Genomic DNA, 16,872 nt, shown 5'->3' on the forward strand with positions numbered 1-16,872 from the left:
CGAGGAGCACGCCATGAGCGACACACGCCTCGTGCGCGTCTGGCGCGGGGACGCCGACGACGGGCAGCTGGTGGACTTCCAGGTGGAGGTCCACGAGGGCGAGGTGATGCTCGACGTGCTCCACCGGCTGCAGGCCACCCAGGCGCCCGACCTCGCCGTGCGGTGGAACTGCAAGGCCGGCAAGTGCGGGTCGTGCTCGGCGGAGATCAACGGGCGACCGAGGCTGCTGTGCATGACGCGGATGTCCGTGTTCTCGGAGTACGACGAGGTGGTCGTCACGCCGCTGCGGACGTTCCCCGTGATCCGCGACCTCGTCACCGACGTGTCGTTCAACTACGCAAAGGCGCGCGAGATCCCCTCGTTCACGCCGCCCGCCGACCTGGCGCCGGGCGAGTACCGGATGGCGCAGGTCGACGTCGAGCGCTCGCAGGAGTTCCGCAAGTGCATCGAGTGCTTCCTGTGCCAGGACGTGTGCCACGTCGTGCGCGACCACGAGGAGCACAAGGAGTCGTTCGCCGGCCCCCGCTTCCTCATGCGGGTCGCCGAGCTCGAGATGCACCCGCTCGACGTCGCCGACCGCGTCGACGCCGCGCAGGACGAGCACGGGCTGGGCCGCTGCAACATCACCAAGTGCTGCACCGACGTCTGCCCGGAGGGCATCAAGATCACGGACAACGCGCTCATCCCGATGAAGGAACGCGTGGCCGACCGTCGTTACGACCCGCTGGTGTGGCTCGGCCGCACCATCTCGCGCCGCCGCGGCTGAGCACCGCCGCGGCCGAGCGGCGTCGCGGCCGAGCGGCGTCCGGCGCAGCTGCCTGACAGGATGCCCCCATGCGCAGCAGCCTCTTCCACCACACGGAGCCCGAGGGCGAGCCCGGCAGCTTCGTCCTCGCCAACGGCAGGATGCTCAAGGTCGACCTCGCCGGCAGCGGCGGGTTCTTCTACGCCAAGCAGGGGTCGATGGTCGCCTACCAGGGCGACGTCGACTTCTCCTACGAGGGCAGCGGCGGGATGTCGAAGTTCCTCAAGAAGGCGTTCACGGGCGAGGGCATGTCGCTCATGAAGGTCTCCGGCAGCGGCGACGTCTTCCTCGCCGAGGACGCCGACGAGGTGTTCGTGCTGTTCCTCGAGGGCGAGAGCGTCACCGTGAACGGCTCGAACATCCTGGCGTTCGAGAGCAGCCTGACCTGGGACATCAACCGGGTCGAGGGCGCCTCGATGCTCACCGGCGGGCTGTTCAACACGACGTTCACCGGCACCGGCGCGCTGGCGGTCACCGCCTACGGCACGCCCGTGGTGCTGAACGTCGACGAGCCGACCTACGTCGACATGCAGAGCGCCGTGCTCTGGTCGACGTCGCTCACCAGCTCCGTGCGCAAGACGGCGAAGCTCGGCGCCGCCATCGGGCGGGGCTCGGGCGAGGCCTACCAGCTGGGGCTCACCGGCAGCGGCTTCGTCGTGGTGCAGGCCTCCGAGGGCCACCCGCTGCCGACCAAGCAGTGAGCGCCTGACGCCCGGCGCCGGGTCGACTCAGGCGCTCGCGCCGACGACGGCGTCGGGCGCGGGCGCGAGCATCTCGACGCGGTTGCCCGCGCCGTCACGCGTGTGGAACCGCTCGTAGCCGGTGAAGGTCCGCCGCTCGGACCAGTCCACGGTGAACCCGGCCGCTTCGAGCCGGGCCGCCGTGGACTCGAGCTCGGCGACGTCGTCGGTCACCACCGCAGGGTGCGCCTTGCGCGCCGGCGCGAACGGGTCCTCGACCCCGACGTGGATCTCGGCCGCGACCTCGCCTCCCGCCCCGTAGCCCCGGAACCAGCAGCCGCCGCGACCGGCGAGCTCCGGGGGCTTCGGCACCTCGGTCAGCCCGAGGCCCGCGCCGTAGAACGCGCGGGCCTCGTCCTCGCCGCCCGCAGGGCAGGCCACCTGGACATGGTGCAACCTCACACCGATCTCCTCACCGTCGAAAGTATCTCGACGTCAAGGTACTTGGCTCTCGGCCCGCCGACGACGGCGGGCCTGCGCCGCGGCGCGCACGCTGAGCCCGCCGCCGACGTAGACCGGCAGCATGACGGCGAACCTCCCCAGGGGTGAGATGTCCGGCGCGAAGGCCTCGATGACGTAGACCGACGCGGCCGCCGCGGCCACGAAGACCAGGGCCACTCCCAGGACCCGCATCGTCAGGCCTCCAGCAGCCAGCTCGCCGCGCGCAGCAGGAGCGCGGAGTGGGACGGCGAGTCGTACGCACGCGCGTCGTGGCCGAGCCCGGAGTAGACGGTGCGGCCGCCGTGCGCGTCGGCGACCCAGACGGCGGGGTGTCGCTCGCCGTCGTCGTCGGTGACCCAGCCGAGCACCTGCGACTCGGGCGAGACGCGCAGCCGGCAGTAGCGCTCGTCGTCGACCTCGACGGCGCCGAGGCCCTCGGTGACCGGGTGCGTGCCCGCCGCGAGCGCGACCGTCGCAGGGCCGAACGGCGGGTGATACGACGTCCCCGGCACCCAACGCCCGCCGAGCACCTCCTCCCAGCCGGGCCGGTCGCCGAACGCGTTCGCCGACTGGTGCACGGCGAGGAGCCGCCCGCCTGCGCGAGCCCACGCCTCCAGCCGGTCGTGGAACGGCGCCCACGCCGCGTCGTCGGGCCCGATGCCGGCTTCACGCAGCCCGGGCCACGACGTCCCCGCGTTCACGACGAGCAGGTCGACGTCGTCGAGGTCGTCGAGCGCCCCGGGGAACGTGGAGCGCACGGCCACGTCCGCCGGGCGGCCGCCGACGTCGAGCCCGGCGAGCAGGAGGGCCAGCCGGTGGGAGGTGGCGGCATGGTCGTGCCAGGGGTCCTCGTGCCGGCCGCGGCCGGCGAGGACGAGGATGCGGGCGGCTCGAGGGAGGGCGGAGTCGGGGTGCGTCGTCGCGGAGTGGCTCACGGTCGCCCATCCTGCCGTGCCGGTCCGACGTCCGCACGGTCCTGTTGACCGTGGCGCGCACCGCTGGCAGGCTTGCCGCTTGACAGCGCTGTCAAAGCCTGGCGGAGAGCACACCGCCCTGAGCACGAGGTCACCGATGCCTTCACGCCCGACCCGCCCGCACAGCAGCCCGCCTCGCGGGCTCCCGCCCGCGTTCCGCCGCACGGTCTCGTCGGCGCTCACCGTCGCCCTCGGGATCTCGGGGGTGGGCGCCGCCGCCGTGGCGACCGCGCCCGCCGCGGCGGCCGCCGCGGCAGGCGACTACGCCACGTCGCTGGAGCCCGGCGACCCGCAGCCCGACTGGCTCAGCGAGGCCGAGCAGACCCCTGCCGGGCCCAAGGTCTCCGGCGTCGTCGGCACCACGATCCTGGACCGCGAGCCCGCCACCCCCACCGGGGACGACCTGCTCGGCGCGCCCACGCCCGACCTCGCCTGGGAGGGCCCCTTCCAGAACGGCGTCGGCAACGTCCCCGGCACCATCGAGCCCACCACGGGCGGCGAGCCCGGCGTGCGCTGGACGATGACGTCCGCGGGCGAGACGTGGATCCAGGTGCCGATGCCGGACGTGGAGCGCGCGACCGCCCTCCGCGGCGAGGTGACCCTGACCGGCCGCGGCACGGTCTTCCTCAACGTCTACAGCGGCGGCCGGGACGTGGGCGGCGAGGAGGTGACGCTCGGCGACGAGCCGCAGACCGTGACGGTCGACTTCACCCGGCCGGCGGACGGCGGCGGCACGCCGCAGTTCCAGGTCCGCACGCACGACGCCGGCGAGATCGACGCCGTCGTCACGGGCACGTCGGTGCGCCGGCTCGTGCCGGGCGACGTGGCCTTCCCCGGTGACGTCACGGGCTCCGTCGAGGGCGTCACCGCCTCCGACGAGAACGCGCCCGCCGAGGGCGCCGAGAACCTGGCCGACGGCGACGTCGGCACCAAGTGGTTCGCCGGGTCGCCCGCCGCGCACGTCACCTACGAGCTCGCCGAGCCGGCCGCGATCGCCACCTACGCCCTCGCCTCGGCGAACGACTCCCCCGACCGCGACCCGCGCAGCTGGCGCCTGCAGGGCTCGGCCGACGGCGAGCAGTGGACCACGCTCGACGAGCGGGGCAACCAGACGTTCACGGACCGGTTCGAGACCCGCCAGTTCACGGTCGCCGAGCCGGCGAGCTTCCGGTTCTACCGTCTCGACGTGACGGAGAACTCCGGCAGCCTCGCCACCCAGCTCGCCGAGTGGCTGATCTCGACCGAGGCCGCGGCCGACTCGAACATGACGACCACCGTCGGCTCGGGCCCCGTCAGCGCGCCCACCGCGAAGACCGAGGCCGGCTGGACGGGTCTGCACGCGCTGCACTACGCGGGCACCCACACGACGGAGGGCCGTGGGTACGCGTACAACCGGGTGCTCGACGTCGACGTCCCGGTCGGCGAGGAGTCCGAGCTGTCGTACGCGCTCTTCCCGGAGGCCTCCGACAACGACCAGACCTACGCCAGCACGCACGTCGCCGTCGACCTGGCGTTCACCGACGGCACCTACCTCAGCGAGCTCGGGGCCACGGACCAGCACGGCTTCGGCCTGAGCCCGCAGGGCCAGGGCGCCTCCAAGGTGCTGTACGTGAACCAGTGGAACGCGGTGCGCTCGCGCCTCGGCGACGTGGCCGCGGGCAAGACGGTCGACCGCGTCCTCGTGGGCTACGACAAGGACTCCGGCCCCGCCGACTTCAGCGGCTGGATCGACGACATCGCGATCGCCGCCGCCCCGGAGGAGGCCGCCGACGCCTCCGCGCGCCCGTCCGACCACGTCCTGACGACGCGCGGCACCAACTCGTCGGGCGACTTCTCGCGCGGCAACAACATCCCGGCCACGGCGGTGCCGCACGGCTTCAACTTCTGGACGCCGTCCACCGACGCGGGAGCCCAGAACTGGCTGTACGCCTACCAGCGGGACAACGACGAGAACAACCGCAGCCGGATCGAGTCGTTCAACCTCAGCCACGAGCCGAGCCCGTGGATCGCCGACCGCCAGACGTTCCAGGTGATGCCGTCGCCGGAGGGCACGCCCGACGCCGACCGCGGGTCCCGGTCGCTGGCCTTCGGCCACGAGAACGAGACGGCCCGTGCGCACTACTACGGCGTCACGTTCGACAACGGGATGAAGACCGAGATCACGCCCACGGATCACGCGGCGATGTTCCGGTTCACCTTCACCGGCGACTCCTCGAGCCTCATCTTCGACAACATCACCAACGACGGCGGGCTGACGCTCGACCCGGAGGCCGGCACGCTGTCCGGCTACACCGACGTCGCCAGCGGCCAGAGCAACGGCCTCAAGCGCATGTTCGTGTACGCCGAGGTCGACGGCACGGTCACCGGCGGCGGGAAGCTCTCCGTCGGCGGCCGCGACAAGGTCGCGGGTCGCCTGACGCTCGACACGTCGTCGGACAAGGTCGTCACGATGCGGATCGCGACGTCGCTGATGAGCGTGCAGCAGGCGAAGCGCAACCTCCGCCTCGAGATCGCGGCGGACGACACCTTCGAGTCCGTCACGGAGCGGGCGCAGGCCGCCTGGGACGACAAGCTCGGCGTCATCGACGTCGAGGGCGCGACCGGCGACCAGCTCACCACGCTGTACTCGAACCTGTACCGGCTCAACCTTTACCCGAACTCCGGGCACGAGAACGTCGGCACCGCGGCCGAGCCCGAGTGGAAGCACGTCGACCAGTCCGGCGTCAGCCTCGACCCGGCGCCGGAGGGCACGACGGCGAAGAAGACCGGGGCGAAGATCCTCGACGGCAAGATCTTCGTCAACAACGGCTTCTGGGACACCTACCGCACCACCTGGCCGGCGTACTCCCTGCTGTACCCCCAGGACGCCGCCGAGCTGGTGGACGGCATGACCCAGCAGTACGACGACGGTGGCTGGACCTCGCGCTGGTCGGCCCCGGGCTACGCCAACTCGATGACGGGCACCAGCTCCGACGTCGCGTTCGCCGACGCCTACCTCAAGGGCATCGACGACATCGACGTGCAGCGGGCGTACGACGCCGCGCTGAAGAACGCGTCGACGGCCCCGCCGAACGAGCACGTGGGCCGCAAGGGCCAGGACCGCGCGACGTTCCTGGGCTACACCGCGTCCGACACGCACGAGAGCGTGTCCTGGGCGCTGGAGGACTACCTCAACGACTTCGGGATCGCGCAGATGTCGAAGAAGCTGCTGGACGGCTCGGACGCCTCCGACCCGCGCCACCAGGAGTACGCGGACAACTACGAGTACTACCTGAACCGGGCTCAGAACTACGTGCACCTGTTCGACCCGGCGACCGGGTTCTTCCGCGGCAAGGACAAGAACGGGACGTGGGAGGAGTCCGCGGCGGACTTCGACCCGCGCGCGTGGGGCAGCCCGTTCACGGAGACGAACGGCTGGAACTTCGCGTTCCACGCGGTGCAGGACGGCCAGGGGCTGGCCAACCTGTACGGCGGCAAGGCGGGGCTCGCCGAGAAGCTCGACGAGTTCTTCGCGACGCCGGAGACGGCGCAGTTCCCGGGCGCCTACGGCGGCGTCATCCACGAGATGCTCGAGGCCAAGGCCGTCCGCATGGGCCAGTGGGGCATGAGCAACCAGCCCTCGCACCACATCCCGTACATGTACAACTTCGCCGGCCAGCCGTGGAAGACGCAGGCGATCATGCGCGAGGGCCTGTCGCGCGGGTTCGTCGGCAGCGAGATCGGGCAGGGCTATCCGGGCGACGAGGACAACGGCGAGGCCTCGGCCTGGCAGATCTTCGGCTCCCTCGGCTTCTACCCGCTGCAGGTGGGCAGCCCCACCTACACGATCGGCTCGCCGACGTTCACCAAGGCCACGCTGCACCTGGCCGACGGCAAGGACCTGGTGCTCAGCGCGCCGGAGAACAGCGCCGAGAACGTCTACGTCCAGGGCGTCACGGTGAACGGCGAGCCGCACACGTCGACGTCCTTCACGCACGACCAGCTCATGGCCGGCGGCGAGATCGTCTTCGACATGGGCCCGGAGCCGTCCGACTGGGGCACGGGCGACGACGACGCGCCGCCGTCGATCACCACCGGCGACCAGGTCCCGGACCCGCTCGCCGACGTGACGGGCCCCAAGAAGGGCACGGCCACGACGGACGACGCCGTGGCGGACGCCGGCGCGCTGTTCGACGACACGTCGGGCACGTCGACGACGTTCACCTCCCCGCGCCCGGCGGTGTCCTACGAGCTCACGGGGCCGGCTGCTCGCGTACAGATGTACACGCTCACCTCGGCCCAGGAGGCCGGAGGCGACCCGAAGGCGTGGAAGCTGCAGGGCTCGACCGACGGCGAGCGGTGGGTCACGCTCGACACCCGCCGCGGGCAGAAGTTCGCCGAGCGTCAGCAGACGCGGGCGTTCTCCGTGGCCGACCCCGGCATCTACCGGCACTACCGGCTCGTCGTCACCGGGTCGCAGGACCCGGCGACGACGCTGGCCGAGCTCGAGCTGCTGGCGCACCAGCCGCGCGTCGCGGAGATCGCGACCTACCTCGACGAGGCCCGGGGTGACCGCGAGATCTCCGGGCGCGTCGCCCGGGAGCTCGGCGAGCTGGTCGACGCCGCGCAGGAGGCCGAGGACGCGAACGACGCCGACGGGGTCCGCACCCAGGTGCGCGCGCTCAAGGCGACGATCGACACCATGTCGGCCCGCGAGGTCGACGACCGGGCGCGGGAGGACCTGGAGCGGATCCTGTCCCTGTGGCTCGCCCCGGGTTCCGGCCTCGACCAGGTCCGCGCCCAGGTGGGCGAGCTGACCCGCAGCGGCGACATCGCCAAGGGCGTGTCGCGCGACCTGGTCGACCTGATCACCGAGGCGCAGGAGGCCGCCGACGGCAGCCACTCGGCAGACCTGGCGGCGACGCTGACCGAGCTGCGGTCGGCGATCGCCGACGCGCGGGAGAACAAGGTCAGCCGGCTGGCGAAGGCGGCGCTCCTGCCGCTCGTCGACGCCCTGGTCGACACCCCGCCGTCGGTGGTGCGGGCGACGCGGGCCGCCGAGGTGCTGATGGCCGACTACGACCCCGCCGAGGCGTGGTGGCAGTCGAGCTGGTGGAACTCCGCCGTCGCGACCGAGACCGTCATCGAGTACATGCAGCGCACCGGCGACGAGTCGTACCTGCCGCAGGTGGACCGCACGTTCGAGCGGAACAAGGGCACGTTCCCCGCGGGCGAGCTGTCCGGCGACGAGCTGTGGGGCGACTTCACCAGCCGCGCCATCGACGACTCCGAGTGGTGGGGTCTCGCCTGGATCCAGGCGTACGACCTCACCGGCGACCAGAAGTACCTGGACATGGCCGAGACCATCGGCGAGTTCGTGCACGGGTACTGGGACACCAGCACCTGCGGGGGCGGCGTGTGGTGGGACCACGAGCGGACCTACAAGAACGCCATCACCAACGGGCTGTGGGTGCGCCTGACCGCGGAGCTGCACCAGCGCATGCCCGGCGACACCGTGTGGCTCGAGCGGTCGCAGGCAGGATGGGACTGGCTGGTCGACAGCGGCATGATCAACGCCGACGGTCTGGTCAACGACGGCCTGACCGGCGACTGCGAGAACAACGGCGGCACGGTGTGGACCTACAACCAGGGCCTCTTCCTCGGCGGCGGGCTCGAGCTGTACCGGGCCACGGGTGACGCGACGGTCCTGGCCACCGTGCGCGACCTGGCCGACGCGGGGACCACCGCCCCCGAGCTGGTCACCGACGGGATCCTCACCGAGAGCTGCGACGCCGCGGGCACCTGCGACGACAACCAGAAGCAGTTCAAGGGGATCTTCACCCGGTACCTCGACGACCTGAACCGGTCGCTCGACGGCGCCCCGTACCAGGAGTTCCTCGACCGGCAGGCGTCGTCGATCTGGGCGGACGACCGGGACGACGACGACCGGCTCGGCCTGCGCTGGGCCGGCGGGGACGGGGCCGAGGAGGCGAACGCGTTCGACTGGCGCACGCAGGCCAGCGCGCTGAGCGCCCTGCTGGCGAACATCCCGGCCACGGAGGGCTGACCCCCTCCTCCGGCCGATCTCCACCAACGCCGGTCGAGCCTGTCGAGACCCACCTGGTCTCGACGGGCTCGACCGGCGATGTGCTCAGACCTCCAGGACGACGGCGGAGCCCTGCCCGCCCCCGCCGCACAGCGCCGCGGCCCCGACCGACCCCGGGCCGAGCTCGCGGAGCCGCCGTGCCAGGTGCCCGACGACCCGAGCCCCGGACGCCCCGATCGGGTGCCCGAGGGCGATGGCCCCGCCGTTGGCGTTGACGATCGCCGGGTCCAGGCGCAGGGCGTCGACCGACGCGAGCACCACGGCGGCGAACGCCTCGTTGATCTCGACGGCGGCCAGGTCCCCCGCGGCGATCCCGGCCCGCCCGCAGGCCTCCGCGATCGCGTGCGCCGGCTGGGCGTGCAGCCCGACGCCGGGGCCGGCCACGAGGCCGTGCGAGCGGATCCGCGCCCCGGTCAGGCCGCGCGCGGCCGCGACGTCGTCGGCGACGAGCACGAGCGCCGCCGCGCCGTCGGAGATCTGCGAGGCGTTGCCCGCCGTGATCGTCCCGCCCTCGCGGAACGCCGGACGCAGCCGTGCCAGGCCGTCGAGGGTGGCGTCGGCCCGGATGCCGTCGTCGGCGTCGACCGTGACCGTCCCGCGCCGGCCCGGCACCTCGTACGGCGCGATCTCGTCCTTGAGCGACGGCGCCGCGGCGGCGGCCCGCTCGTGCGACGCGACGGCGAACGCGTCCTGGGCCTCGCGCGTGTTCCACGCCGCGCTCCCCATCTTCTCCCCGTGCCGCTCGGTGCTCAGGCCCATGGAGTCGTGCTCGAAGGCGTCGGTGAGGCCGTCGTGCGCCATCGTGTCGATCAGCTCGACCGGGCCGAACCGCTGCCCCGCCCTCGACCCGACCCACGCGTGCGGCGCGAGGGTCATCGACTCCATCCCCACGGCCACCACGACCTGCGCCTCGCCGGTCGCGATCAGCCGGTGCCCCTGCACCACCGCCTCCGCCCCGGACAGGCACACCGCGTTGAGGGTGACGGCGGGGACGGTCATCGGGAGGCCCGCGTCGACGGCCGCCTGTCGGGCGGGGTTCTGGCCCGCCCCGCCCTGCAGCACCTGGCCGCCGATCGCGACGTCCACCTCGTCGGGCGCGATCCCCGCGTCGGCGAGCGCCGCCGCGAGCGCGTGCGCGCCCAGCGCCGTCGCCGGCACGGTCGCGAACGCCCCGTTCGAGCGCACGAACGGCGTCCGGCGGTAACCCACGATGACGGTCATGACTGTGCCTCCTCGATCGCTTTCGGCGACGGAGCGCCATCGCCCGTCCCGACCTCCTGTGTCTCGTTCTCGGCATCCCCGAGCTCGACGACGAGCTCCGCCTCCGTCGCCTCGCGCACCTCGTCGACGGTGACGCCCGGGGCGAGCCGGCGCAGCAGCAGCCCGCCCGGCCCGACGTCCAGCACCGCCCGGTCGGTGACGACGCGATCCACGACGCCCTCGCCCGTGAGCGGCAGGGTGCAGCTCGTGCGCAGCTTCGGCGTCCCGTCGCGGGCCACGTGGTCCATGAGGACGACGATGCGCCGCGCCCCGACCACCAGGTCCATCGCGCCGCCCATGCCCTTGACGAGCTTGCCCGGCACGGTCCAGCTCGCGAGGTCCCCGGTGGCCGAGACCTGCAGCGCGCCGAGGATCGCGATGTCCACGTGCCCGCCGCGGATCATCCCGAACGACTCCGCCGCGTCGAAGTAGCTCGCCCCGGGCAGCGCGGTGACGGTCTGCTTGCCGGCGTTGATGAGGTCGGCGTCCTCCTCGCCCTCGAGGGGGAACGGCCCGATGCCGAGCAGCCCGTTCTCGCTCTGGAGCGTGATCGAGACGCCGGGCGGCAGGTGGTTCGCCACGAGCGTCGGGATGCCGATGCCGAGGTTGACGTAGTCGCCGTCGTGCAGCTCGGCCGCGGCGACGGCGGCCATCTCGTCGCGTGTCCAGGTCATCGTGCCCCTCCGGTCTCGACGGCGACCGCCGGGCGGACGGTGCGCTGCTCGATGTCCTTGACCCGGTCGCGGGCCCGGACCAGCCGCGTCGTGTAGATGCCGGGGGTGACGATCACGTCCGGGTCGAGGGGCTCGTCGCTGATCTCCTCGGCCTCGACCACCGTGACCCGGCCCGCCGTCGCGACGACCGGGTTGAAGTTGCGGGCCGTGTACCGGTAGACGAGGTTGCCGAACCGGTCCGCGCGGCGCGCGTGCACCAGCGACAGGTCGGCGACGATCGCCCGCTCGAGCACGTGCTTGCGTCCGTCGAACTCCTCGACCGGCTTGCCCTCGGCGACCGGCGTGCCGACCCCGGTCGGGGTGTAGAAGGCGGCAATACCCGCGCCGCCGGCGCGCAGCCGCTCGGCCAGCGTGCCCTGCGGCACGAACTCCACCTCGAGGTCGCCGTCCAGGTACCGCTGCGCGAACAGCTTGTTCTCCCCCACGTACGACGACAGCACGCGGCTGACCTGGTCGTTCTCCAGCAGGATGCCGAGCCCCTTGCCGTCGACGCCCATGTTGTTGGACACCACGGTGAGGTCCTGCACGCCGGAGTCCCGCACCGCCTCGATGAGGTCGTTCGGGTTGCCGCACAGGCCGAAGCCGCCGACGGCGAGCGTCATGCCGTCGTGCAGCAGGCCATCCAGCGCGTCGACGGCGCTGGTGCGCACCCGGGTCGTCGTCGTCATGGTCGTCCCCCGTTCTCCTCGACAGTACGTCCGACGACGGCGCCGTCGGGAGTCGCGACCGCCCGGCGCAGGACGGCCTCGGCGTGGCGCAGCAGCGGCGCGTCCACCATCTGGCCGCCCACCGTGAGCACGCCGGGGTCCACGTCGCCGCCGCCCACCGGGAGTCCCGTGAGGGCGTCGGCCCGGCCCGCCGCCGCGGCGAGCACCTCGCGCGCCCGTTCCACCTCGGCCTCCGACGGCGCGAACGCGGCGCGCACCACCGGCACGTGGTCGGGGTGCACGCACAGCGAGGCCGCGAACCCGCTCGCCGCGGCGTCCTGCGCCTCGGCACGCAGCCCCTCCAGGTCGCCGAGCTCCAGGTGCACGGCGTCGATCGCGGCCTTGCCGGCCGCGCCCGCGGCGAGCAGCACGGCCGACCTCGCGTGCCGCGCGACGTCCCGGTACCGGCCGTCCACGTCCCGGCTCGACGTGCCGTGCAACGACGCGACCAGGTCCTCGGCCCCCCACGCCAGCGCGACGACGTCGGGCCGCGCGGCGAGCGCGGGCGCGGCGAGCACGCCGGCCGCCGTCTCGCACAACGCGACGACGGCGTACGGGCCGCCGTCGGGCGCCACCAGGGGCCCGACGAACCGGCCGTCGGCCTTGGGCAGCATCACCGTGCGGTAGGGAGTGCGCGCGAGGACGGCGAGGTCGGCCTCGTGGTCGGGCGTGCCGACGGCGTTCACGCGCACGATGACGCGGCCTGGGTCGAGGGGGCTCTCGAGCGCGTGGGCGAGGAGCGCGTCGCGGGCGGCCCCCTTGCGGTCGGCCGCGACGGCGTCCTCGAGGTCGAGGATCGCGGCGTCAGCCCGGCCCACGGCCTTGGCGTAGCGGTCGGGCCGGTCGGCGGGGCAGAACAGCAGCGCCGGGCCGAGGGCGAACGGCGGGGGGTTCACGTCCCCGTCCCGGCGTCGGTCGCGGTGCTGTCGAGCGCGGCACCCTCGTCGGCTCCGCCGGTCTGGCGCTCGTACGCCTCGTGGCCCTCGCGCGTCCACACCAGCACGGTGCGCACGGCCCGCGCGACGACGTCGCCGTCCTGGTTGCGGCCCACGTGCTCGAGCGTCACGACGCCGGTGCCCGGGCGCGAGCGGGACGGCCGCCGGTCGGCCACCGTCGTCTCCCCGTACAGGGTGTCGCCGTGGAACATCGGGTGCGGGAACGCGACCTCGGCGAAGCCCAGGTTGGCCACGATCGTGCCGCGCGTCAGGTGCGCCACCGACAGCCCGACGAGCGTGGCCAGCGTCAGCATCGAGTTCACCAGCGGCCTGCCGAACGGCTGCGTCGCGGCCCATGCCGCGTCCAGGTGCAGCGCCTGCGGGTTCATCGTGACGGACGTGAACAGGACGTCGTCCGCCTCCGTCATCGTGCGACCGGGCCGGTGGACGTACCGCACGTCGGGCTCGAGCTCGTCGTAGTACAGCCCGCGCTGGACCTCGTCACGCATCATCCCTCCTGTCTGCCGAGCACGGGGTTCGGATCGTTTTGGGACGCCATACCGCTCCCAACCCCGTGTTCGGCGCAGGCGGGGGACGGTGCCGTCATGACGCCAGGCCCAGGTCGCGGGCGATGACCATGAGCTGCACCTCGGTCGTGCCCTCGCCCACCTCGAGGATCTTGGCGTCGCGGTAGTGCCGGGCCACGGCGTTCTCGTTGAGGAACCCGTACCCGCCGAAGATCTGCGAGGCGTCGCGGGCGTTCGCCATGGCCGCCTCGGCCCCGACCAGCTTCGCCACCGACGCCTCCGCCTTGAACGGCCTGCCGTGGGTCTGCTTGAGCGCGGCGTCGAGCCAGCACAGCCGCGCCGAGTGCACCCGCGCCTGCATCCGCGCGAGCGTGAACGCGACGTGCTGGTTGGACCCGATGGTGCGGGAGAAGACGACCCGCTCGTTCGCATAGCGCAGCGCCTCCTCCAGGCAGCCCTGCGCCGCCCCCGTGGCGAGCGCCGCGAACGCGATGCGCCCTTCGTCCAGCGCCCGCAGGAAGTTCGCGTACCCGCGGCCGCGCTCGCCCAGCAGGTTCGCCGCCGGGACCCGCAGTCCGTCGAACCGCAGCGGGTGGGTGTCCGACGTGTGCCAGCCGACCTTGTCGTACGCCGGCTCGACGGTCAGGCCGGGCGTCCCCGCGGGGACGAGGAACGACGACAGCTCCTTGCGGGTGACGCCGTCCGGCCCCGCGTGCTCGTCCGTCACCGCCGTCACCGTGATGACGCTGGTGATGGGCGTGCCCGAGTTGGTGATGAACTGCTTGGAGCCGTCGATCACCCACTCCCCCTCGCCGTCCGCTCCGGCGTGCGGCTCCAGGCGCGCCGTCGTGCGCGTCGCGCCGGCGTCGGACCCGGCGCTCGCCTCCGTGAGCCCGAAGGCGGCCAGCGCCCGGCCGGCGACGAGGTCGGGCAGCCAGCGCTGCTTCTGCTCCTCGGTGCCGTGCCGGAAGATCGGCATGATGCCGAGCCCGACGCCCGCCTCGAGCGTCACGGCGATCGACTGGTCCACCCGTGCGAGGGCCTCCACCGCGAGGCACAGCGATACGTAGTCCTTGCCCTGGCCGCCCACGTCGGTGGGGAACGGCAGCCCGAACAGCCCGAGCTCGCCCATCTGCGCGATGATCTCGACCGGCAGCCGCCGCTCCGTGTCGTACCGGTAGGCGGCGGGCGCGACCACCTGGTCCGCGAACTCGCGCACCACGGCGCTGAGCTTGCGCTGCTCGTCGGTGAGCACGGTCGACTGGGTCTCGCTGATCATGACGCTCCTCGGGTGGCGGGGTCGGCCTGGGGACGTGCGGCCGTCGGGGCGGGGTGTGCCCCGGCGACCGGCGCTGTGGTGCCGGTCGTGTCGGCGTGGTCGGTCGTGTCGGCGTGGTCGGTCTGGTCGGTCTGGTCGGTCTGGTCGGCGTGGTCGGGCTCGTCGGCCGGCGACGGTACCGGCGTGTCCTCGGGTAGGGCGCGCTCGACGACGGCGGCCACCTGGTCGAGGCGGACCTGGTCGCCGGGCCGCACCCGCAGGCGCGCCACGCCGTCCGTGGGCGCGACGAGCGCGTGCTCCATCTTCATCGCCTCGACCACGACGAGCGTCCGGCCGGCGGCCACCTGCTCACCATCGTCGACCGGGACGGCCGTGACCGTGCCGGGCATGTCGACGCGCACGGGCGTCGACGCGGCGCCGGACGACGACGGCTCGACCGCGCGAGCCTCCCGGCGCCTCGCCGCCGTGGTGGCGCGGTCGAGCACGGTGAACCCGGCGCTCCGCCCGTCGACGTGCACCCACACCTCCGTCGGCGCTGTGGGCATGAAATTGGCCCGTTTCCCGAGCCCGAAGTGGGCCATATTCATGCCCACAACGGTGACGGTGGTGGCGCCGAGGGCGAGGAGCCCGCGGCGCGGCTCGTCGTGCCCGACGGCGGGGCGCAGCGACGCGCGGACGGGCTCGCCGCCGTCGGGCGTGTCCCCGAGCGTGACGAGGGCGTCCTCCGCCGTCCCGGTGACGGTGACGGTGCGCTCCGTGCCCGTCGCGTCGACGAGCACCACCCGCCGCGGCACGGGCGGGCCGTTGAGCCGCCACCCGTCGGCCGCCCACGGGCCGCGCGCGCCGCCGTCGCCGTCGTCGCCGTCGTCGCCGGTCAGCGCCCACAACGCCGCCGCGACCACGCTGGTTGAGCTTGTCGAAACCCGGGTCTCGACAGGCTCGACCGGCGAGGAGGTCTCGACAGGCTCGACCGCCGCGGCGAGGAAACGGTCGATGAGACCCGTGTCGAGCCTCCCGGCGCGCACGTCGTCGTCGGCGAGCAGGTCACGCAGGAACCCGAGGTTCGTCTCGACGCCCAGCACGACGACCTCCCCGAGCAGGGAGTCCAGCCGCGCCAGCGCCTCCGCACGGTCGGCGCCGTGCGCCACCGCCTTCGCGAGCATCGGGTCGTAGTCGCCCGTCACGACGCTCCCGGCGTCGATGCCGCTGTCCAGGCGTACGGGCGTCGCGGCGGGCCCGGCGGCGGCGCCCGCGTCGTCGTACACCAGCACCCGTCCCGTCGCGGGCAGGAAGCCGCGCGCCGGCGACTCCGCGTACACCCGGGCCTCGACGGCGTGCCCGGTGATCCGCACGTCGTCCTGCGCGAATCCCAGCGGCTCGCCCGCCGCGACGCGCAGCTGCTGCTCCACCAGGTCGACGCCGGTGACCAGCTCGGTGACCGGGTGCTCCACCTGCAGCCGCGTGTTCATCTCGATGAAGGCGAACGACGCCGGGTCGTCGGCCGGCACCAGGAGCTCCACGGTCCCGGCACCCACGTACCCGACCGACCGCGCGACGGCGCACGCGGCCTCGCCCATCCGCGCGCGGGTCGCGTCGTCGACGGCGGGCGACGGCGCCTCCTCCACCACCTTCTGGTGGCGGCGCTGCAGCGTGCACTCGCGCTCGCCGAGGTGCAGCACCGTGCCGTGGGTGTCGGCCAGCACCTGCACCTCGACGTGCCGCGGCCGCTCCACCAGGCGCTCCAGCAGCAGCCCGTCGTCGCCGAACGACGACGCCGCGACGCGGCGCGCGGAGGCCAGCGCGTCGGGCAGGTCCTCGGCCGAGCGCGCGACGACCATCCCCTTGCCGCCGCCGCCCGCGACGGGCTTGACCAGCAGCGGGAAGCCGACGCAGGCCGCCGCGGCGACGAGGTCGGCGTCCGACAGCCCGTCGTCGAGCGTGCCGGGCAGCACCGGGACGCCGTGCGTGGCGACGAGCCGCTTGGCCGCGGCCTTGTCGGCCATCGTCGTCATGGCGTCCGGCGGCGGCCCGACGAAGACGACGCCGGCCCGCTCGCAGGCGCGCACCAGCGCGGGGTTCTCGGCGAGGAAGCCGTAGCCCGGGTGGATCGCCTCGGCGCCGGTCGCGACGGCGGCGGCGACCACGGCCTCGACGTCGAGGTAGCTGGCCGCCGCGGGCGCCGGCCCGATCCGGACGGCGACGTCGGCCTCCCGCACGTGCCGCGACCCGGCGTCGGCGTCGGAGTACACGGCGACGGAGCGGATGCCGAGGCGACGCAGCGTGCCGATGACGCGGCACGCGATCTCGCCGCGGTTGGCGACGAGCACGGTGGTGAACGGCCGCGCGGAGCTCGCGGACGGAGAGGTCGCGTTCATGGACATCGCC

Annotated in this window: 13 protein-coding genes; 3 read left to right on the forward strand and 10 right to left on the reverse strand. The window is 73.4% G+C overall.

Features of this window, described 5'->3' with window-relative positions; all coding sequences use genetic code 11:
* Nucleotides 1-13: 13 nt before the first annotated feature.
* Entirely contained in the window at nucleotides 14-766 is a 753-nt protein-coding gene (locus ABD254_RS05685; protein ID WP_344246475.1) for a succinate dehydrogenase/fumarate reductase iron-sulfur subunit, read from the forward strand.
* Nucleotides 767-834: 68 nt separating this feature from the next.
* The gene (locus tag ABD254_RS05690; RefSeq protein WP_344246477.1) at nucleotides 835-1,506 is read left to right on the forward strand and encodes an AIM24 family protein; all 672 of its coding nucleotides are present in this window, start codon (nucleotides 835-837) and stop codon (nucleotides 1,504-1,506) included.
* Between the two features lie 27 nt (nucleotides 1,507-1,533).
* Here ABD254_RS05690 and ABD254_RS05695 read toward each other — a convergent pair whose 3' ends face one another.
* Genes ABD254_RS05695 through ABD254_RS05705 form a run of 3 tightly spaced genes read right to left on the reverse strand, consistent with a single transcriptional unit; the run spans nucleotide 1,534 to nucleotide 2,921 of the window.
* Nucleotides 1,534-1,926: a VOC family protein gene (locus ABD254_RS05695; protein ID WP_425553651.1), complete on the reverse strand. Its 393-nt coding sequence runs from the start codon at nucleotides 1,924-1,926 to the stop codon at nucleotides 1,534-1,536.
* Between the two features lie 54 nt (nucleotides 1,927-1,980).
* Nucleotides 1,981-2,178: a hypothetical protein gene (locus ABD254_RS05700; RefSeq protein ID WP_344246481.1), complete on the reverse strand. Its 198-nt coding sequence runs from the start codon at nucleotides 2,176-2,178 to the stop codon at nucleotides 1,981-1,983.
* Between the two features lie 2 nt (nucleotides 2,179-2,180).
* Nucleotides 2,181-2,921, reverse strand: a complete 741-nt coding sequence (locus ABD254_RS05705) for a ThuA domain-containing protein (RefSeq protein WP_344246483.1) — start codon at nucleotides 2,919-2,921, stop codon at nucleotides 2,181-2,183.
* Between the two features lie 136 nt (nucleotides 2,922-3,057).
* On the opposite strand from ABD254_RS05705, the gene ABD254_RS05710 reads away from it, so the two are divergent.
* On the forward strand, nucleotides 3,058-9,006 hold the full coding sequence (locus ABD254_RS05710; RefSeq protein ID WP_344246485.1) for a GH92 family glycosyl hydrolase: 5,949 nt from the start codon (nucleotides 3,058-3,060) through the stop codon (nucleotides 9,004-9,006).
* A gap of 84 nt (nucleotides 9,007-9,090) precedes the next feature.
* On the opposite strand, the gene ABD254_RS05715 is transcribed toward ABD254_RS05710, so the two are convergent.
* The 7 genes from ABD254_RS05715 to ABD254_RS05745 form a co-directional block, all read right to left on the reverse strand.
* On the reverse strand, nucleotides 9,091-10,266 hold the full coding sequence (locus ABD254_RS05715; RefSeq protein ID WP_344246487.1) for an acetyl-CoA C-acyltransferase: 1,176 nt from the start codon (nucleotides 10,264-10,266) through the stop codon (nucleotides 9,091-9,093).
* On the reverse strand, nucleotides 10,263-10,979 hold the full coding sequence (locus tag ABD254_RS05720; RefSeq protein WP_344246489.1) for a CoA transferase subunit B: 717 nt from the start codon (nucleotides 10,977-10,979) through the stop codon (nucleotides 10,263-10,265). Before ABD254_RS05720 ends, ABD254_RS05715 begins: the two co-directional genes overlap by 4 nt.
* Nucleotides 10,976-11,707 carry a CoA transferase subunit A gene (locus tag ABD254_RS05725; protein WP_344246491.1) on the reverse strand — a complete coding sequence of 244 codons (732 nt, stop codon included), beginning with the start codon at nucleotides 11,705-11,707 and terminating at the stop codon, nucleotides 10,976-10,978. Before ABD254_RS05725 ends, ABD254_RS05720 begins: the two co-directional genes overlap by 4 nt.
* Nucleotides 11,704-12,642 carry an HpcH/HpaI aldolase/citrate lyase family protein gene (locus ABD254_RS05730; protein ID WP_344246493.1) on the reverse strand — a complete coding sequence of 313 codons (939 nt, stop codon included), beginning with the start codon at nucleotides 12,640-12,642 and terminating at the stop codon, nucleotides 11,704-11,706. The genes ABD254_RS05725 and ABD254_RS05730 overlap by 4 nt, the downstream gene beginning before the upstream one ends.
* On the reverse strand, nucleotides 12,639-13,190 hold the full coding sequence (locus ABD254_RS05735; protein ID WP_344246495.1) for a MaoC family dehydratase: 552 nt from the start codon (nucleotides 13,188-13,190) through the stop codon (nucleotides 12,639-12,641). Before ABD254_RS05735 ends, ABD254_RS05730 begins: the two co-directional genes overlap by 4 nt.
* Before the next feature lie 94 nt (nucleotides 13,191-13,284).
* Complete coding sequence (locus ABD254_RS05740; protein ID WP_344246496.1) at nucleotides 13,285-14,487, reverse strand: acyl-CoA dehydrogenase family protein; 1,203 nt, start codon at nucleotides 14,485-14,487, stop codon at nucleotides 13,285-13,287.
* Nucleotides 14,484-16,862, reverse strand: coding sequence for an acetyl/propionyl/methylcrotonyl-CoA carboxylase subunit alpha (locus ABD254_RS05745; protein ID WP_425553653.1), 2,379 nt, complete (start codon nucleotides 16,860-16,862; stop codon nucleotides 14,484-14,486). Before ABD254_RS05745 ends, ABD254_RS05740 begins: the two co-directional genes overlap by 4 nt.
* Between the last annotated feature and the right edge of the window lie 10 nt (nucleotides 16,863-16,872).

Origin of the sequence: Isoptericola hypogeus, assembly GCF_039531145.1 — a bacterium.
Taxonomy (GTDB): Bacteria; Actinomycetota; Actinomycetes; order Actinomycetales; family Cellulomonadaceae; genus Isoptericola; species Isoptericola hypogeus.

Coding starts and splice junctions, on each gene's coding strand:
- ABD254_RS05685 (WP_344246475.1), top strand. CDS start 14: ATGAGCGACACACGCCTCGTGCGCGTCTGGCGCGGGGACGCCGACGAC.
- ABD254_RS05720 (WP_344246489.1), bottom strand. CDS start 10,979: ATGACCTGGACACGCGACGAGATGGCCGCCGTCGCCGCGGCCGAGCTG.
- ABD254_RS05740 (WP_344246496.1), bottom strand. CDS start 14,487: ATGATCAGCGAGACCCAGTCGACCGTGCTCACCGACGAGCAGCGCAAG.
- ABD254_RS05710 (WP_344246485.1), top strand. CDS start 3,058: ATGCCTTCACGCCCGACCCGCCCGCACAGCAGCCCGCCTCGCGGGCTC.
- ABD254_RS05725 (WP_344246491.1), bottom strand. CDS start 11,707: ATGACGACGACGACCCGGGTGCGCACCAGCGCCGTCGACGCGCTGGAT.
- ABD254_RS05735 (WP_344246495.1), bottom strand. CDS start 13,190: ATGCGTGACGAGGTCCAGCGCGGGCTGTACTACGACGAGCTCGAGCCC.
- ABD254_RS05690 (WP_344246477.1), top strand. CDS start 835: ATGCGCAGCAGCCTCTTCCACCACACGGAGCCCGAGGGCGAGCCCGGC.
- ABD254_RS05715 (WP_344246487.1), bottom strand. CDS start 10,266: ATGACCGTCATCGTGGGTTACCGCCGGACGCCGTTCGTGCGCTCGAAC.
- ABD254_RS05700 (WP_344246481.1), bottom strand. CDS start 2,178: ATGCGGGTCCTGGGAGTGGCCCTGGTCTTCGTGGCCGCGGCGGCCGCG.
- ABD254_RS05745 (WP_425553653.1), bottom strand. CDS start 16,862: ATGAACGCGACCTCTCCGTCCGCGAGCTCCGCGCGGCCGTTCACCACC.